Source organism: Qipengyuania sp. HL-TH1, assembly GCF_036365825.1.
Taxonomy (GTDB): domain Bacteria; phylum Pseudomonadota; class Alphaproteobacteria; order Sphingomonadales; family Sphingomonadaceae; genus Qipengyuania; species Qipengyuania profunda.
In genome coordinates this window covers 1,167,462-1,183,588 of the sequence record NZ_CP142675.1, presented here as the reverse complement: position 1 = coordinate 1,183,588, position 16,127 = coordinate 1,167,462, and the positions used below count along the sequence as shown (strand labels likewise).

Annotated in this window: 15 protein-coding genes; 7 read left to right on the top strand and 8 right to left on the bottom strand. The window is 64.0% G+C overall.

Going from position 1 to position 16,127, the window contains the following annotated elements:
• The first annotated feature begins 10 nt into the window (after positions 1-10).
• The 7 genes from dusB to hflX all read left to right on the top strand — a co-directional run bounded on the left by dusB (position 11) and on the right by hflX (position 9,236).
• Positions 11-1,030 (top strand): tRNA dihydrouridine synthase DusB, encoded by a 1,020-nt coding sequence (gene dusB, locus VWN43_RS06385; protein ID WP_320180202.1) that lies wholly within the window; start codon positions 11-13, stop codon positions 1,028-1,030.
• Positions 1,027-2,088, top strand: coding sequence for a two-component system sensor histidine kinase NtrB (locus VWN43_RS06380; protein WP_320180203.1), 1,062 nt, complete (start codon positions 1,027-1,029; stop codon positions 2,086-2,088). Before dusB ends, VWN43_RS06380 begins: the two co-directional genes overlap by 4 nt.
• Before the next feature lie 8 nt (positions 2,089-2,096).
• Entirely contained in the window at positions 2,097-3,509 is a 1,413-nt protein-coding gene (ntrC, locus tag VWN43_RS06375; RefSeq protein ID WP_320180204.1) for a nitrogen regulation protein NR(I), read from the top strand.
• Positions 3,510-3,592: 83 nt separating this feature from the next.
• Positions 3,593-5,824 carry a sensor histidine kinase gene (locus VWN43_RS06370; RefSeq protein WP_253515592.1) on the top strand — a complete coding sequence of 744 codons (2,232 nt, stop codon included), beginning with the start codon at positions 3,593-3,595 and terminating at the stop codon, positions 5,822-5,824.
• Between the two features lie 6 nt (positions 5,825-5,830).
• A complete protein-coding gene (gene ntrX / locus VWN43_RS06365; protein WP_253515593.1) occupies positions 5,831-7,216 on the top strand; it encodes a nitrogen assimilation response regulator NtrX in 1,386 nt (461 codons plus the stop codon).
• Positions 7,217-7,383: 167 nt separating this feature from the next.
• Positions 7,384-7,923 carry an RNA chaperone Hfq gene (gene hfq / locus VWN43_RS06360; protein ID WP_320180205.1) on the top strand — a complete coding sequence of 180 codons (540 nt, stop codon included), beginning with the start codon at positions 7,384-7,386 and terminating at the stop codon, positions 7,921-7,923.
• A gap of 17 nt (positions 7,924-7,940) precedes the next feature.
• On the top strand, positions 7,941-9,236 hold the full coding sequence (hflX, locus tag VWN43_RS06355) for a GTPase HflX (RefSeq protein WP_320180206.1): 1,296 nt from the start codon (positions 7,941-7,943) through the stop codon (positions 9,234-9,236).
• Here hflX and mazG read toward each other — a convergent pair.
• The 8 genes from mazG to VWN43_RS06315 all read right to left on the bottom strand — a co-directional run bounded on the left by mazG (position 9,233) and on the right by VWN43_RS06315 (position 16,076).
• On the bottom strand, positions 9,233-9,997 hold the full coding sequence (mazG, locus tag VWN43_RS06350; RefSeq protein WP_320180207.1) for a nucleoside triphosphate pyrophosphohydrolase: 765 nt from the start codon (positions 9,995-9,997) through the stop codon (positions 9,233-9,235). The two genes, hflX and mazG, sit on opposite strands and share 4 nt — an antisense overlap.
• 107 nt (positions 9,998-10,104) lie before the next feature.
• Positions 10,105-10,272: a hypothetical protein gene (locus tag VWN43_RS06345; RefSeq protein WP_320180208.1), complete on the bottom strand. Its 168-nt coding sequence runs from the start codon at positions 10,270-10,272 to the stop codon at positions 10,105-10,107.
• Entirely contained in the window at positions 10,269-11,036 is a 768-nt protein-coding gene (locus VWN43_RS06340; RefSeq protein ID WP_320180209.1) for an MBL fold metallo-hydrolase, read from the bottom strand. The genes VWN43_RS06345 and VWN43_RS06340 overlap by 4 nt, the downstream gene beginning before the upstream one ends.
• Positions 11,033-11,809, bottom strand: a complete 777-nt coding sequence (locus VWN43_RS06335; protein WP_320180210.1) for a TatD family hydrolase — start codon at positions 11,807-11,809, stop codon at positions 11,033-11,035. The genes VWN43_RS06340 and VWN43_RS06335 overlap by 4 nt, the downstream gene beginning before the upstream one ends.
• Positions 11,809-13,368 (bottom strand): methionine--tRNA ligase, encoded by a 1,560-nt coding sequence (metG, locus tag VWN43_RS06330; protein ID WP_320180211.1) that lies wholly within the window; start codon positions 13,366-13,368, stop codon positions 11,809-11,811. Before metG ends, VWN43_RS06335 begins: the two co-directional genes overlap by 1 nt.
• A complete protein-coding gene (locus tag VWN43_RS06325) occupies positions 13,361-14,311 on the bottom strand; it encodes a DNA polymerase III subunit delta' (protein ID WP_320180212.1) in 951 nt (316 codons plus the stop codon). Before VWN43_RS06325 ends, metG begins: the two co-directional genes overlap by 8 nt.
• Positions 14,311-14,949, bottom strand: a complete 639-nt coding sequence (gene tmk / locus VWN43_RS06320; protein WP_320180213.1) for a dTMP kinase — start codon at positions 14,947-14,949, stop codon at positions 14,311-14,313. Before tmk ends, VWN43_RS06325 begins: the two co-directional genes overlap by 1 nt.
• Positions 14,946-16,076 (bottom strand): D-alanyl-D-alanine carboxypeptidase family protein, encoded by a 1,131-nt coding sequence (locus tag VWN43_RS06315; protein ID WP_320180214.1) that lies wholly within the window; start codon positions 16,074-16,076, stop codon positions 14,946-14,948. The genes tmk and VWN43_RS06315 overlap by 4 nt, the downstream gene beginning before the upstream one ends.
• Positions 16,077-16,127: the final 51 nt, after the last annotated feature.

Genomic DNA, 16,127 nt, shown 5'->3' with positions numbered 1-16,127 from the left:
GAACTCCGGCATGACCTTGCATCCCCTTCCTCCGGCTCCGCCGCAGCCGATCCTCGTCGGTGACGTGTCGATCGACACGCCGGTCGTGCTCGCGCCGATGACCGGGGTGACCGACCTCCCGTTCCGCCGCCTGGTGCGGCGCTATGGCTCGGGCCTCAACGTGACCGAGATGATCGCCAGCGAAGCGGCGATCCGCGAAACGCGCCAGAGCGTCCAGAAGGCGGCTTGGGACGCGATCGAGGAACCGGTGTCGATGCAGCTGGTCGGCTGCGACCCGGTGAGTATGGGCGACGCGGCGAAACTCCAGCAGGACAATGGCGCGGCGATCATCGACATCAATTTCGGCTGCCCGGTGCGCAAGGTCGTCGGCCAGCTCGCCGGATCGGCGCTGATGCGCGAGGTGCCGCTGGCAACGAAGCTGATGGAAGCGACGGTCAAGGCGGTTGACGTACCGGTGACCGTCAAGATGCGGATGGGCTGGGATCATGCCGATCTCAACGCCCCCGAACTTGCGCGCATTGCCGAGGACCTGGGGGTCAAGATGATCACCGTCCACGGCCGCACGCGCAACCAGATGTACAAGGGCCACGCCGACTGGGCGTTTATCCGTAAGGTAAAGGACGCGGTCTCGATCCCGGTCATTGCCAATGGCGATATCTGCACGATCGCCGATGCCGCGGCCGCGCTCGAACAATCGGGTGCCGACGGGATCATGATCGGGCGCGGGGCTTACGGCAAACCGTGGCTGCTGGGCCAGATCATGCATTGGTGGCGCACGGGCGAAGTGCTCGAAACCCCCTCATTCGACGAGCAATACGATGTGCTGGTTGAGCATTACGAGTCGATGCTCGACCATTATGGTGAAGGGGTCGGCACCAAGATCGCGCGCAAGCATCTGGGCTGGTATACCAAGGGCATGCACGGCTCCGCCGAGTTCCGCAATTTCGTCAACTTCATCGACGATCCGCGCAAGGTGCTCGAGGAAATCGAAACCTTCTACGAACCCTTCCTGCGGCGCCGCGCCGCGTGAGCACACTCGCCGGCGCACCCGATGCGCGCGCCCAGCTCGCCGCGCTGATCTTCGCGGTCCTGCTGCTCGACGAGGATGACAATATCGTCGAAGCCAACCACGCGGCCGAGGAGATGCTTGGCCGCAGCGCACGCAAGCTGTGCGAGAAGCGCTTCTGGGACGTCATCGGCATTTCCGACGAACGCCTGAGCGAAAGGCTGGCGACCGTCGATGCGCAGGTTATCGCGCGCGGCGTCACGATTGCGACCGCCATCGGCGACCGGCGCGTCAACATCAGCAGCTCTCCCATGCATGGCGAGGCGGGGTGGCGGGTGATCACGCTTTCCGATGCGGGACAACCGGCAAATGACGAGGATGAAAACGAGCGCGTGGAATTGCGCGCGCCGGCAGTTCTCGCCCACGAAATCAAGAACCCGTTGTCGGCCATTCGCGGGGCGAGCCAGCTGCTGGCCCGGCGGGTCGCGGGCAAGGACAAGCCGCTGGCGCAGATGATATCCGCCGAAGTGGACCGGATTGCCCAGCTGATTGACCGGATGCAGCAGCTCGGCGCGAAACCGGTGGAGATCACCGGGCCGTGCAATTTGCACGAGGCGATCCGCAATGCCATGGCCACGGTGCGCACCGGGCGCAGCGCGCCCTGCGAACTGGTCGAGGAATTCGATCCCTCGCTGCCCCCCGTGGCTGCCGATCAGGGCGCGCTGGAGCAGGTGCTGATCAATCTGATCGCCAACGCCTGCGACGCGAGCGCGGGCATGGACAATCCCCGCGTCAGCGTGCGGACGCGGTTCGTCAGCGGGCTGGTGTTCAACACGATCCGGCTGGGCAAGGCGACACGCCTCCCGATCGAGATCACCGTGACCGATGGCGGTGCGGGGATCGATCCGGCGCTGCGTGATCACGTGTTCGAACCCTTCGTATCGAGCAAGCCACATGGGCAGGGCCTTGGGCTCGCGCTCGTGCGCAAGCTGCTGCGCGATATGGGCGGGCGCGTCTCGCATGCGCGTGACGAGCGGGCGGGCGAAACCCATTTCCGCATCAACCTGCCGGTGGCGGGCTAGGGAGAACGATGGCGCATACTGTTCTTCTGGTCGAAGACGACAAGGGCATCGCGACGGTGATTACCGAGGCGCTGCGCGAAGAAGGCTTCGATGTTACCGCCTGCGAGAGCATAGCGCGGCGCGATGCCTTGCTGGCCGACAACCGCTTCGACGTGATGCTCACCGACGTGATGCTGGAAGATGGCGACGGACTGGCATCGATCGACACCGTTCGCAGGCTGGCCCCAGCCATGCCGGTCATCGTATTGTCCGCGCAGAACACGCTCGATACGGCGGTGCGTGCGAGCGACAGCGATGCGTTCGAATATTTCCCCAAGCCGTTCGACCTCGACGAACTGACGCAGGCGGTGGCGCAGGCGGTCGCCAATCGTCCTTCGAGCGAGCGTGAGGATGAGGCCGAGGACAGCGCGCTGCCGCTGATCGGGCGCAGTCCTGCGATGCAGGGCGTCTACCGCATGATCACCCGCGTGCTGCGCAATGATCTCACCGTGCTGATCACCGGCGAAAGCGGCACGGGCAAGGAACTGGTTGCCGAGGCGATCCACCAGTTGGGCTCGCGCAAGACCGGACCCTTCGTTGCGGTCAACATGGCGGCGATCCCGCACGATCTGCTCGAAAGCGAGCTGTTTGGGCACGAGCGCGGCGCGTTTACCGGCGCAGTGAGTCAGCAGATCGGCAAGTTCGAGCAGGCCAATGGCGGCACGCTGTTTCTCGACGAGATCGGCGATATGCCCGCCGAAGCGCAGACGCGCCTGCTGCGCGCGCTCCAGTCGGGACGGATCCGGCGGGTTGGCGGGCGGCAGGAAATCGGCGTCGATGTGCGCATAGTCGCAGCGACCAATCGCGACCTCGCCCCCATGATTGCCGACGGGCGGTTTCGCGAAGACCTCTATTATCGGCTCAACGTCGTCCCGATCCATTTGCCGCCCCTGCGCGAACGCCCGGAAGACATCGGCGCCCTGGTGCGCCACTTCCTCGGCCAGGCGGCGGGCGAGGGGCTTCCGCTTCGTCAGGCGAGTGCCGATGGGATCGAAGCGCTCAAGGCACGGGCATGGCGCGGCAATGTCCGCGAATTGCGCAATGCGGCGTTCCGGCTTGCGCTGATGGCGCGCGACGACACGATCGACCGCGCGGCGGTTGAAGACGTGCTCCCGACCGCCCGGACCGATGCGGACGATGGCAACAAGCATGGTTTCGAGGCCGCGGTCGAGGCATGGGTCGACACGGCGCGTCCGGCGGATGGCGCGGTCTATCACGCCGCGCTTGCTGCCTTCGAGAAGCCCTTGTTCGAATTGGCGCTCGAACGGACCGAGGGCAATCAGCTTCGCGCGGCGCGCCTGCTGGGTATCAATCGCAACACTCTGCGCAAGCGACTTTCAGAGCTCGACATCGCGCCGGAAACCTTCACCCGCAGGCGATAGCGTCGACATCCATCCGCTGCCGTCCACAACTGATCGAATTTGCACTTGCAACTTTGCAACAGTCCCGTTGTATGTGCGCCACGATGACGACAAGCATAGCAGGAACAAGGCGGCAGATACCGCGCTGGTGGCGCAGGTTCGTGGTTACCTCGCGGCGGCAGAACCTGTTTGGCTATATCGAAGTCACTGCAGCGGTTGCTTTCCTGATCATGGTGGCCAGCACCTGGGCCACCTTCACCAATGCGCCGCCCGATGGTGCATTGCTGCCATCGCGCCAGGTCGCAGGTCTGCTTATCGGCACGCTTATTCCCGCCATGGCACTGCTGGTGCTGGCCGGCCGGCGCGTGGCACTGAAGCGTGCAGCCGGAAGCACGGCGCGGCTGCATGTCAGGCTGGTGTTCTTCTTCTCGCTGATCGCGGCGGTGCCGACGCTGCTGGTCGCGGGCTTCGCTGCCTTCCTGTTCCAGTCGGGGGTGGACTTCTGGTTCTCGGACAATTCGCGCGGGCTGATGGAGAATGCCAACCAGCTGGCCGAAGGATATTACGAGGAGAACCAGCTCGATCTCGGCAATGAGACGATCTCGATGGCGATGGATATGCGCGCCATCCTCGGCCGGGTCGAAGTGACCGATCCCAATTTTGCGCTCGTCTATCAGTACCAGGCCGAACCGCGCGATGTGATCGAGAGCGCCATCCTGCAGGCGATGCCCGATGGTTCGATGCGCACTGCGGTGGTTTACGGTCTCAACGAAACCAGCGATCCGCGCGCCTTCGCGCAGAACTCGCTGGAGCGGTTGTCGAGCGGCGAACAGGTGGCGGTGCGCGGCAGCGCCGAGCGGATCGAAGCGGTCGCGCCGATCGATCGCGCCGCCGGGATCTATCTTTATACTGCGCGCAATGCGGAAGCAGGCTCGTTCCGCAGCTGGCAATCGGCGCGCTCGATCTCGACCGCCTATGACGAATTGACCAAACGGGCGCGCGCGCTGCAGCTGCGGTTCAATCTAGCGCTGTTTTTCGTTTCGCTCGCATTGGTCGGCCTCGCGGTGTGGTTTGCGCTACGCTTTGCCGACCGCCAGGTCGAGCCGCTGACCGAGCTGGTGGCGGCGGCGCACAAGGTGGGGGCGGGCAATTTCGCGCTGCGCGTCGAAGGGCGCACCGGGGCGGATGAAATCGGCCTGCTCAACCGCGCTTTCAACCGCATGACCGCGCAGCTCGAAAAGCAGACCGACGCGCTGCTGTCAGCCAATACCGAGCTGGAAGAGCGCCGCAGCTTCATCGAGGCGGTGCTGGAATCGGTCAGCGCGGGCATTATCTCCGTCGATGCCGATCTCAACGTCCTGCTGATGAACGCCGGAGCGCAGGCGATGCTCGGCAACGAAACCGGGGAAGGGCACCTGCCCGAGACACTCGACGAGCTTGCCCCGCAGATCGGTGCGATGGTCCGGGCGGGTCTCTCGCGAGGGGTCATCTCGCACAGTCGCAATGGCGAACTGCTTACGCTGGCGGTCAAGATCGGTCCCGAAAGCGACGGCCATGTGATCACCTTCGAGGACATTACCCGCCAATTGCTCGACCAGCGCCAGGCCGCCTGGTCCGATGTGGCGCGGCGGATCGCGCATGAGATCAAGAATCCGCTGACGCCGATCCAGCTCGCGACCGAACGCCTCAAGCGGCGCTACCGCAAGCAGATCGAAATCGATGGCGAGCTGTTCGACGAGCTTACCAATACGATCGTGCGGCAGGTCGGCGACCTGCGGAAGATGGTCGATGAATTTTCCAGTTTCGCGAGGCTGCCCAAGCCGACCTTCCGCACCGAGGATGCGATCGACCTTATCCGCCAGTCGCTGTTTCTGCAGGAAGTGGCGCATCAGAACGTGGATTACCGCTTCCACACCACCGCAGCCCCCCCGGTGCGGATCCAGTGTGACCGGCATCAATTGGGGCAGGCGCTGACCAATACGCTCAAGAACGCCTATGAGGCGATCGAGGCGAAGGCGCACACTGCCGATGTCGATTACCGCGGCAAGATCACGGTCGAGGTCGAACCCGGCGACGAGGACGTCACCGTGTCGATCGAGGACAATGGCATCGGCCTGCCGCAGGACCGCGTGAATATCCTCGAACCCTATGTGACGACGCGCGAGAAGGGCACCGGCCTCGGGCTCGCGATCGTCAACAAGATCGTCGAGGAACACGGCGGCGAAATGACATTCACCTCGGTCGAAACCGGGGGCACGCGCGTGACCATGCGGTTCGCGCGCGATCCGCTCGCCCTCGATGGCGACGCGCAGACAAGCATGAAAAAAGAAGGATAGGGACGCATGGCGCTGGATATTCTCATCGTCGACGACGAACGCGACATCCGCGAACTGGTTGCCGGAGTGCTGAGCGACGAGGGCTATGAATGCCGCACCGCGGGCGACAGCACCTCGGCGCTTGAGGCGATCGACGACAAGCGGCCGAGCCTGGTCCTGCTCGACGTGTGGCTGCACGGCAGCCCGATGGACGGGCTGGAGGTGCTCGACGCGATCAAGGCACGCGAGCCTGACCTGCCGGTGATCATCTTTTCGGGCCACGGCAATATCGACACTGCGGTCAGCGCGGTCAGCCGCGGCGCGGTCGATTTCATCGAGAAGCCGTTCGAGGCCGAGCGCCTCCTGCATCTGGTCGAGCGTGCCACCGAGACCGAACGCCTGCGCCGCGAGAACACGCGCCTGCGCGAGAACCAGGGGCAGGGCGACGAGTTCACCGGCAACTCGGCGGTCATCAACGCCGTGCGCGCCACGCTCAAGCGGGTCGCCAGCACAGGGAGCCGGGTACTGGTGACCGGTCCTGCCGGCGCCGGCAAAGAGGTCGCCGCGCGCCTGCTCCACAGCTGGAGCTCGCGGACGGACAAGGCCTTCGTCATTGTCAATTCTGCGCGGATTACGCCCGAGCGGTTCGAAGAGGAACTGTTCGGCGAGGAAGCCGATGGCAAGCTGGTCCGCCCGGGACTGCTGGAAACCGCGGATGGGGGCACGCTGTATCTCGACGAAGTTGCCGACATGCCGCTGTCGACGCAGGCCCGCATCCTGCGTGTCCTGACCGAGCAGAGTTTCGTCCGTGTCGGCGGGACACGGCAGATCGGCGTCGATGTGCGCGTCGTCTCCTCGACCTCGCGCGATCTGGCGGGTGAAATGGAAGAGAAACGCTTTCGCGAGGATCTGTTCTACCGGCTGAACGTCGTTCCGGTGGAAGTCCCCTCGCTGGCCGCGCGGCGCGACGACATCCCGGCGCTCGCCGACAGCTTTTTTGCCCGCTATGCGACCGAGCAGGGCCTGCGGCCACCCACGATCAGCGAAGAGGCGATGGCCGCACTCCAAGCCTATGACTGGCCTGGAAATGTGCGCCAGCTGCGCAATGTGGTCGAGCGCACGATCATCCTGACCCCGCGCGACAGCCTTGAACGGATCGAGGTCGACATGCTTCCCGAAGAAGTGCTTGGCGGCAAGGCCGGCGGCAGCGGCGGAGTGGGGGCGATGATGGGCGCCCCGCTACGCGAAGCGCGCGAGAATTTCGAACGCGAGTATCTGACCGTGCAGATCCGTCGTTTTTCCGGGAATATCTCGAAGACCGCGAACTTCATCGGCATGGAACGCTCGGCGCTGCACCGCAAACTCAAGCTGCTGGGTATGGTCGAGCGCAAGGGACCGGAGCGGAAGAACTGACGCGTCCCGCGAAAGTTGGACATTGTCTGACAAAACAAGGAATCCGTTGCGCTACTTGGGATTGTCTTCCACAATAGGCAGGTCCGCGAAGATTTGCGGATACACTCGGGCGTGGTGGGCGCCCAGATTGCGGCCTTTCCACGGGCTGCCAAAAACGGGAAAAGTACATGTCCGGCGATCGAACACTTTCGGCACGACCGCGCCCAAAATCGCCCGAAACGGGCCCGGCAAGCCGCCCTGCCAACCTGCAGGACGCCTTCCTCAACCTGCTCCGCAAGAACAAGGCTCCGGTGACCATGTTTCTGGTCAAGGGCGTCAAGCTTCAGGGCATCGTCACGTGGTTCGACAATTTCTCGATCCTGCTGCGCCGCGATGGCCAGTCGCAGCTTGTCTACAAGCACGCGATCAGCACGATCATGCCTTCGCAGCCGGTCGATACCACGCAATTCGCCAGCCAGGGTTCGTCCGCCAGGCAGCGCCTGTTGCAGGACGTTTTCCTCAGCCGGGTGCGCCAGGCCGAAGCCCAGGTGACCATGTTCCTCGTTAATGGGGTCATGCTGCAGGGGCGGATCGCCGCATACGACCTTTTCTGCATGCTGCTCGAGCGCGACGGCTACGTACAGCTGGCCTATAAGCACGCCGTGTCGACGATCCAGCCAGCCACCCCGGTCGATCTGACCGAGGAGTGGGAAGAAGACGAAAACTGAGCTTCGACGATGACCTGATGGGCGAGGTTTCGCGCGGGGCGCGGGCACTAATTGTGTGCCCGGACATCCGCGGGATGGCCTATGATCTCGACGCGCAGTCGCGGCTTGCCGAAGCCGAGGGGCTGGCGCTGGCGATCGGCATTGCCATCGCCGACAGCTTCGTGCTGCCGGTGCGCGACCTGCGCCCGAACCTGCTGTTCGGGGCGGGGCAGGTCGACAATATCCGTATCGCCTGCGAGCAGAACGAGGCCGAGCTTGTCGTCGTGGACGGAGCTTTGAGCCCGATCCAGCAGCGCAATCTGGAAGAAAAGCTCGCCCGCAAGGTCATCGACCGGACCGGGCTGATCCTCGAAATCTTCGGCGAGCGTGCGGCGACTGCCGAAGGCCGGTTGCAAGTCGAGCTCGCGCATCTCGATTACCAGCAAAGCCGCCTCGTGCGCAGCTGGACCCACCTTGAACGCCAACGCGGTGGCTTCGGCTTCCTCGGCGGTCCGGGTGAAACCCAGATTGAGGCCGACCGCCGGATGATCCGCCAGCGGATGGGGCGGCTGCGCAAGGAACTCGAACAGGTCCGCAAGACGCGCGGATTGCACCGCGAACGCCGCGAACGTGCGCCATGGCCGGTGGTGGCGCTGGTCGGCTATACCAATGCGGGCAAATCGACGCTGTTCAACCGCCTCACCGGAGCTGCGGTGATGGCGGAAGACCTGCTGTTCGCCACGCTCGACCCGACCATGCGCGCGATCACCCTGCCGGGGGTGGAGAAGGCGATCCTGTCGGATACGGTGGGCTTCATCTCCGATCTCCCGACGCAGCTGGTGGCCGCTTTTCGCGCGACGCTGGAGGAAGTGACCTCGGCCGATGTCATCTGCCACATCCGCGATATTTCCAACCCCTCGACCGCTGCACAAAAAGCGCAGGTGTTGCAGATCCTGCGCGATCTCGATGTGATCGAAGGGGAAGGGGAGGCATCCTCGATCCCGATCCTCGAAGTGTGGAACAAATGGGACCAGCTTGAGCCCGCGCTGGCCGAGGAATTGGCCGCCCAGGCCCAAACGAACGAGGATATCGTCACCACATCGGCGTTGACCGGCGAGGGAGTGGACCTTCTGCTCGAACGCCTGGGCGAGATGCTGACCCGAAATGCGGCACTGCGGACTTTCGAGGTTCCGGCGGGCGATGGACGCCGGATCGCGTGGCTGCACGCGCATGGTGAAGTGATCGAGGACATCGAGAGCGAGGACGGCGGTTCGCGGCAGATTACCGTAAGGCTCAACCCCAAGGAACTGGGGCAGTACGAGGCGCTGGCCTAGCCGGTTTCGCGCTTGGCGCGCTGCCAGTATTCTTCCTGCCGATCGAGATCGAGCGCGGCGAAATCCTCACCTTCGTTCTTGGATAGCTGTTCCATTACCTTGAAACGGCGTTCGAATTTGGCATTGGAGGCGCGCAGTGCCTGTTCGGGATCGACGCCGTAACGGCGCACGATATTGACCGCGACGAAGAGGACGTCGCCGGCTTCGAGCAGTCGCTCCTCCTCGGTTTCAGCCTCGTCGAGTTCCGCCAGTTCTTCTTTCAGTTTTTCGAGCGGACCGACGCTATCGGGCCACTCGAACCCGACGCGCGCCGCGCGTTTCTGTAGCTTGTGCGAGCGGAGCAAGGCGGGCAGCGCCTTGGCAACGCCGTCCATCGCGCTGGTCGCCCCCGATGCTTCGCGCTCGGCCGCTTTGAGATCTTCCCAGCGGCCGTCTTCCATGACGCCGCCTTCATTGCCGAAGATATGCGGATGCCGTGCTTCCATCTTGTCGCAGATATCGCGCGCGACATCGGCATAGGTGAAGCTGCTGGCTTCCTCGGCCATGCGCGCGTGGAAGACGACCTGGAACAGCAGGTCGCCAAGCTCTCCGCGCAGATCGTCCATGTCGCCGCGTTCGATCGCATCGGCGACCTCATACGCTTCCTCGATTGTATACGGCGCAATGGTCGCGAAATTCTGCGCCGTGTCCCATTCGCACCCGGTTTGCGGATCGCGCAGGCGTGCCATGATGGCGAGGAGTCGGTCGGTTTGCTTGGACATGGTCAAGACTTACCGCCGAGGGGTAGCAATCGGAAGGGCTCCTCTGGCGGCTTCCACGGCAAGAATGTCAGTGTGATAATATATATTATGTTAAATGAAGGGGTGGTCTAGCGGGCCAGGTCGATAAACAGGATCACGACCGCGAATATGCCTGCCCACGCTCCCGCCATGAAGAACCCTTTCCTCCAGCCGACCTCGCGCGCCCGAAACCCGGCGGCAACCAGGACCAGGAAGCCCGTCAGCGAAATCAGCGAGACAATCTGGTGTTCGTTCACGCGGCCATCACCAATCCGTCGAAACCGACCGTTACATGGTCCGGCACGTCCGCGCACAGGCTGCGGTAATCCATGCTCTTGTCCATATGCGTCAGCACGGTCCGTTTGACCTTCGCCTTGCGCGCGAGATCGATCGCCATGTCGAGATGCGCATGCGTGGGATGCGGCCGCCTGCGCAGGCAATCGACCACGAGGATATCAGCGCCTGCAAAGCAGCGGACCATCGCAGGCGTTATCTCGCTGAAATCAGTCGCATAGACGATCGACTTGCCGTCCGCGTCGAAGCGGAAACCCGTGCTGGTCACCGGTCCGTGCGGCATTTCGACATGGTCGAACGAAAACCCCGCAACCAGTTGAACATCCTTGATATCTTTGAGCGATACCATCGTCGGATAACCGAACTGGCCTTCGAAGACATAATCGAACCGCCGCCGCAGCCGTTCGCAGGTCACGCTGCTGGCGAAACCCGGCAAGGGATTGCTGCGGTCGTAGCGCATGACGCGCAGATCATCGATCCCATGGCAGTGATCGGCATGGTCATGCGTCCAGAACACCGCATCGACTTTCTCGATATTGTTGCCGAGCAATTGCGCGCGCAAATCGGTCGAGGTGTCGACGAGGATCTTCTGGCCAGCGTCGTTTTCGACGATTACCGACACGCGCGAGCGCCGGTTGCGCGGTTCGGCGGGATCGCACTCACCCCAGTCATTGCCAATCCGCGGCACCCCGGTGGAGGTGCCAGAGCCGAGCATCAGTACCTTCACGCGTCCGCCTTGCTGAAGAGCGCGTAGAAGTTGCGTGTCGTATAGTCCGCCAGGCTCTCAAGGCTTTCCCCGCGCAGATCGGCAAGGAATTGCGCCGTATCGCGCACGAAGCCCGGCTCGCACGGCCGGCCGCGGTGCGGAACGGGCGCAAGGAACGGGCTGTCGGTTTCGACCAGCAGCCGATCTGGCGGGATATCCTTGGCGAATGCCTGCAAATCCTTCGCGTTCTTGAAGGTCACGATCCCCGAGATCGAAACCGACAGGCCGAGGTCGAGCACCCGCTCGCCGAATTCGGCGGAGGCGGTGAAGCAGTGGATCAGCGCGGGGAAAGCGCCCTTGCCCAACTCGTCCTCGAGGATCGCCAGCGTATCATCCTCGGCATCGCGGGTATGGATGATGACGGGCAGCTGCACTTCGCGCGCGACATCGATATGGAGGCGGAACAGCCGCTGCTGCGCTTCGCGGTCGGAATGGTCGTAATAATAATCGAGCCCGGTCTCGCCGATCCCGATAACATTGGGATCGCGCGTGGCTTCGAGCAATTCGGTGCGGGTCAGGTCGAGGTGTTCGTCGGCGTTATGCGGATGGATACCCACGCTGGCGAAGACATCCGCCTTTGCCTGCGCGGTCCCGACGACCTGATCCCATTCGGCCCGCTTGGTGGAGATGTTGAGAAAGGCCTCGACCCCTGCCTCGCGCGCACGGTCGAGCGCTGCGGACTGACCTTCGACCAGACCTTCGTATTCGAGATGGCAATGGCTATCGACAAGCATCAGGCTGCCTCCTCTTGCACCAGCTCGAGCCGCGGGAAGACGGGGGTCGGTTTGTCGATCGTGTGGCCCGTAGCGGCCAGCCCTTCGAACCATGCCGTATCGGCGAGATCGGCGTAGTTCCGCCGGTCACCCGCAATTCCCAATTGATCGAGCACCGCGCCGGCCTTTTCGGGGACCACGGGCTGGATAGCGATCGCGAGGTCGCGAATGGCGATGAACAGCGTTTGCAGCACGGCTTTCATGCGTTCGGGATCGGTCTTCTTGAGCGCCCAGGGCGCCTGTTCGTCGACATAGGCATTGCAGGCATAAACCGCCTTGAGCCATGCCTCGATCCCGACCGAGAAGTTGAGGCACTCGAATTCGCGCGGCAGAATCTCGGCGCAGGCTTCGCCGACCTTTTCTAGCAACGCCTTGTCGTCCGCTGCCGTGCTGAAACTCTCGAGCTTGCCGTCCATATTCTTGGCGATCATCGACAGCGTGCGCTGCGCGAGGTTGCCGAAGCTGTTCGCGAGTTCGGCATTCACCTTGTTTACAAGCGCTTCTGCCGAATAGCTGCCATCCTGCCCGAAGGTGACCTCGGCCATCAGGAAGTACCGCAGCGCATCGACGCCGAATGTCTCTGCGAGTTCCATCGGGTCGGTGACATTGCCCGCCGATTTCGATTCCTTCACTCCGCGATTGAGCAGGAAGCCGTGTCCGAATACCTTCTTCGGCAGCGGCAAATCGGCGCTCATCAGGAAGGCGGGCCAGTAGATCGTGTGGAAACGGACGATGTCCTTGCCGATCAGGTGCAAGTCGGCGGGCCAGAATTTCTCCCACATCTCGCCGCCATCGGGATAGCCGACACCGGTGATGTAATTGGTCAGCGCATCGACCCAGACATACATCACATGCGCGTCGTCGCCGGGGACCTTCACGCCCCAGTCGAAGCTCGTCCGGCTGACCGACAGGTCCTGCAATCCGCGTTCGACGAAGGCGATCATTTCATTGCGGCGGCTCGCCGGCTCGATGAAGCCGGGCTTGGCGAGCAATTCGAGCAGGGGCTCGGCATAGTTCGACAGGCGGAAAAACCAGGTTTCTTCCTCGGTCCATTCGACCGGCGTGCCCTGCGGCGACAGTTTTTGCCCGCCTTCGCCCTCGACCAGTTCCTTCTCGTCGTAATAGGCTTCGTCGCGGATCGAGTACCACCCCTCGTAGCGATCCAGGTAGAGATCGCCCTTGGCCTCCATCGCCTGCCAGATCGCCTGGCTCGCGCGGTGGTGATCGGCATCGGTCGTGCGGATGAAGCGATCATAGGAAATGTTCAAAATATCGAACAATTCCCTGAAATATCCGGACATTTCATCGGCCAGTTCGCGCGGCGTAACGTCCAGGTCGCGCGCCTTCTGCGCCATCTTCAGCCCGTGCTCGTCGGTGCCGGTCTGGAAGCGTACTTCGCGCCCTTGCTGGCGCTGGAAGCGGGCGATTACGTCGGCCGCGATCGTCTCATAGGCATGGCCGATATGCGGCTTGCCATTGGGATAGTGGATCGCGGTCGTCAGATAATAGGGTTCAGCCATCGGCCCGCTCGCTAGCCGTAGCGGCGTTGGCGAGCAAGGTGCCGATTTCCATCGCAAGCAATCCGGCGTCGAAATTATAGGTTGGCTGTTCGCCCGTGAGCCGGACCAGCTCGCTATGCGTATCGATCACCGGACGCGGATCGGCGAGGCCGGGGTCAAGCCGCTGCGCGACGACCGAGCGCGCCAGCTCGAGCACGGCACGTATCCGGTCGCGGTCGGGCCGCGCGCCGATCAGCCCGGCGAGCGTGCCGCGCAGCTGGAAATCGGGATCGCCGCGGTCGAGAATATTGCGCATCGCCTGTGCGACCTTGCCGAGCTCCATGTCGACGAACTGGAGCGCCGCGCCGGGTGACCCGGCTGCTGCGGCGATGGCCGCCGCGCGTGTCAGATCGTCTGCGCTGGGGGCCAGATCCGCGAGCAGGCGATCCATGTCCATGTCCGGAATCGTCGGGAAACGTAGCACCCGGCAGCGCGAGCGGATCGTCGGGAGCAAGCGTGCGGGACTGTGCGCGACCAAGAGGAAGAACGTGCCGACCGGTGGCTCCTCGAGGCTCTTGAGTAGCGCATTGGCGGCGTTCCGCTCGAGGTCGTCGGCGGGATCGATGATGATCGCGCGGCGGTCGCCCAGGGTCGGCCGGGTGCTGAGGCGGGTCTGCATGGCGCGGATTTGCGCGATACGAATACTGCGCGCCTGCTCGAAAGGCTTGCCATCGGCGCGCTTGCGCTCTTCCTTGTCGTCCTTGGGCCCGTAGGTCAGCGTATGGATGTCGGGATGGTGCGCTGCGTCCCCCTCGCCGGCGCCGACCAGCGCGCGGGCTGCGGCCAGCGCGAAGGTGGCTTTGCCAAGCCCCCGGCGACCGGCGAGCAGCCAGGCATGATGCATCCGCTCCCCGCCGAGCGCTTCGCGCCATTCGCGCCAGGCGGTCTCGTGACCGAGCAGCATCAGGAAGCCGTCCCGAAGTGCCGTTTGACGGCACCGAGAACGCGCTGGTGGACCTCTTCGACCGTCCCATTGCCATCGACGATCGCGAAGCGTCCGGGCTCGCTGCGCGCAAACTCGAGGAACGCTGAATTGACCGATGCGTGATAGTCGGCCGCGCGCCCGCCGATCGCATCGCTGGTGGCCCCATCGCGCTGCACAAGCCGTGCTGCGACATCTGCCGGCGGGACGTCGATGACGATCGTCAGATCGGGCAGCAGGCCCGCGCTGCCGATCTCGTGCAACGCTGTGACACAGCCGTCCCCGAGCCCCCCGGCCATCCCCTGGTAGGCGCGACTCGAATCGAGAAAGCGGTCGCACACTACCCAAGCGCCGGCGTCGAGCGCAGGGCTGATCCGGCGTGCGACATGGTCGGCGCGCGCGGCGGCGAACAGCAGCGCTTCCGCCTCCAACGTCCAGCCCTCGCCCGGCGGTGCCAGAAGCAGGGCGCGGATCTCTTCGGCACCCGGCGTACCCCCCGGTTCGCGCGTCAGCTCGACCTCATGGCCCTGTTCGCGCAGGTCCTCGGCAAGCAGGCGCGCCTGGGTGGATTTGCCCATGCCCTCCCCGCCCTCGAAGGCGATGAATGTCCCGCGGGTCAAGCGACCCAGCTCCGCATGGCATTGAAGACGCGCTGGAGCAGGGTTGCCTCGAGCACCTCCTCGCTGGCGACGAGCGGGACGCGGTGGTCGGGCATACCCTCGATCGAGACGATCAGTTCGGCCACCTCCTCGCCCTTGGCGATCGGCGCCTGCAACGGGCCTTCATAGCGCAGCGCCAGCGAAACCTCGGGATCGGTTCCCTTGGGCACCGATATCCGCACCGGTCCCGCCGCGGTCAGCCCGACTTCGCCGGCGCCGCCCTGTTGCACACGGGCGCTGGCGATGCGCGCACCATTGGTGAACAGCACACGGCTGTCGAAATGCTGGAAGCCCCATTCGATGAATTGGCGCGAGGCCGCATTGCGCTCCCGCCCACCCGGGCTGCCCGCGACGACCATGACCAGCCGCCGCCCGTCGCGCTGCGCCGAGCCGAGGAAGCCGAACCCCGCCTGGTTGGTGTAGCCGGTCTTGATCCCGTCCGCTCCCGGTACCACCCCGATGATGGGGTCGTGGTTGCGTTGCTCGATCCCGTTGTATTTGAGGCCCTTCGCGCCGACGAAATGGCGGTATTTCGTCGGATGGCGGGTGACCATGGTCTGCGCCAGTGTCCCCAGATCGCGCGCGGTGACGAAGGTCTTGCCGTCGTCCATCCAGCCATTGGGGTTGCCGAAATGGCTATCCGCCATGCCGATATCGCGCGCCTTGGCGTTCATTGCCGCGACCCAGTCTTCGACCGATCCGGCAGCGCCTTCGGCAAGAACGACGGCGCCATCATTGGCCGAGACGGTGGTTACGCCGTGGAGCAGATCGTCAACCGTCACCCGCGCATCGGCAGGCAGGAACATGGTCGATCCCTTGCGATGCCACTTGCGGAAGGTGTCGGGCCGGACGCCATAGACCTGCTGCGGGAACAGCCGCCCCTCCTCCATCCATTCGAAGGCGAGGAAGGTCGTCATGACCTTCGTGATCGAGGCGGGCATGAAGCGACGGTCGATATCGCGCGCGTAGAGGATCTGCCCGCTCGACGCGTCGAGCAGGTAGGCGATCGGCGCATTCTCTGCGGGCGGGATCCTCGCGCTCGGGGCGCTTTGTGCACCGAGCGGTGAAGCGACGAGGGCTGTTGCCAATACAGCCAGCGAATTCAGGCAATTACGCAAGGTTGCTCCCGTGCCGGGCGA

Coding starts and splice junctions, on each gene's coding strand:
- dusB (WP_320180202.1), top strand. CDS start 11: ATGACCTTGCATCCCCTTCCTCCGGCTCCGCCGCAGCCGATCCTCGTC.
- ntrC (WP_320180204.1), top strand. CDS start 2,097: ATGGCGCATACTGTTCTTCTGGTCGAAGACGACAAGGGCATCGCGACG.
- VWN43_RS06370 (WP_253515592.1), top strand. CDS start 3,593: ATGACGACAAGCATAGCAGGAACAAGGCGGCAGATACCGCGCTGGTGG.
- ntrX (WP_253515593.1), top strand. CDS start 5,831: ATGGCGCTGGATATTCTCATCGTCGACGACGAACGCGACATCCGCGAA.
- hfq (WP_320180205.1), top strand. CDS start 7,384: ATGTCCGGCGATCGAACACTTTCGGCACGACCGCGCCCAAAATCGCCC.
- hflX (WP_320180206.1), top strand. CDS start 7,941: ATGGGCGAGGTTTCGCGCGGGGCGCGGGCACTAATTGTGTGCCCGGAC.
- mazG (WP_320180207.1), bottom strand. CDS start 9,997: ATGTCCAAGCAAACCGACCGACTCCTCGCCATCATGGCACGCCTGCGC.
- VWN43_RS06335 (WP_320180210.1), bottom strand. CDS start 11,809: ATGCTTGTCGATAGCCATTGCCATCTCGAATACGAAGGTCTGGTCGAA.
- metG (WP_320180211.1), bottom strand. CDS start 13,368: ATGGCTGAACCCTATTATCTGACGACCGCGATCCACTATCCCAATGGC.
- VWN43_RS06325 (WP_320180212.1), bottom strand. CDS start 14,311: ATGCTGCTCGGTCACGAGACCGCCTGGCGCGAATGGCGCGAAGCGCTC.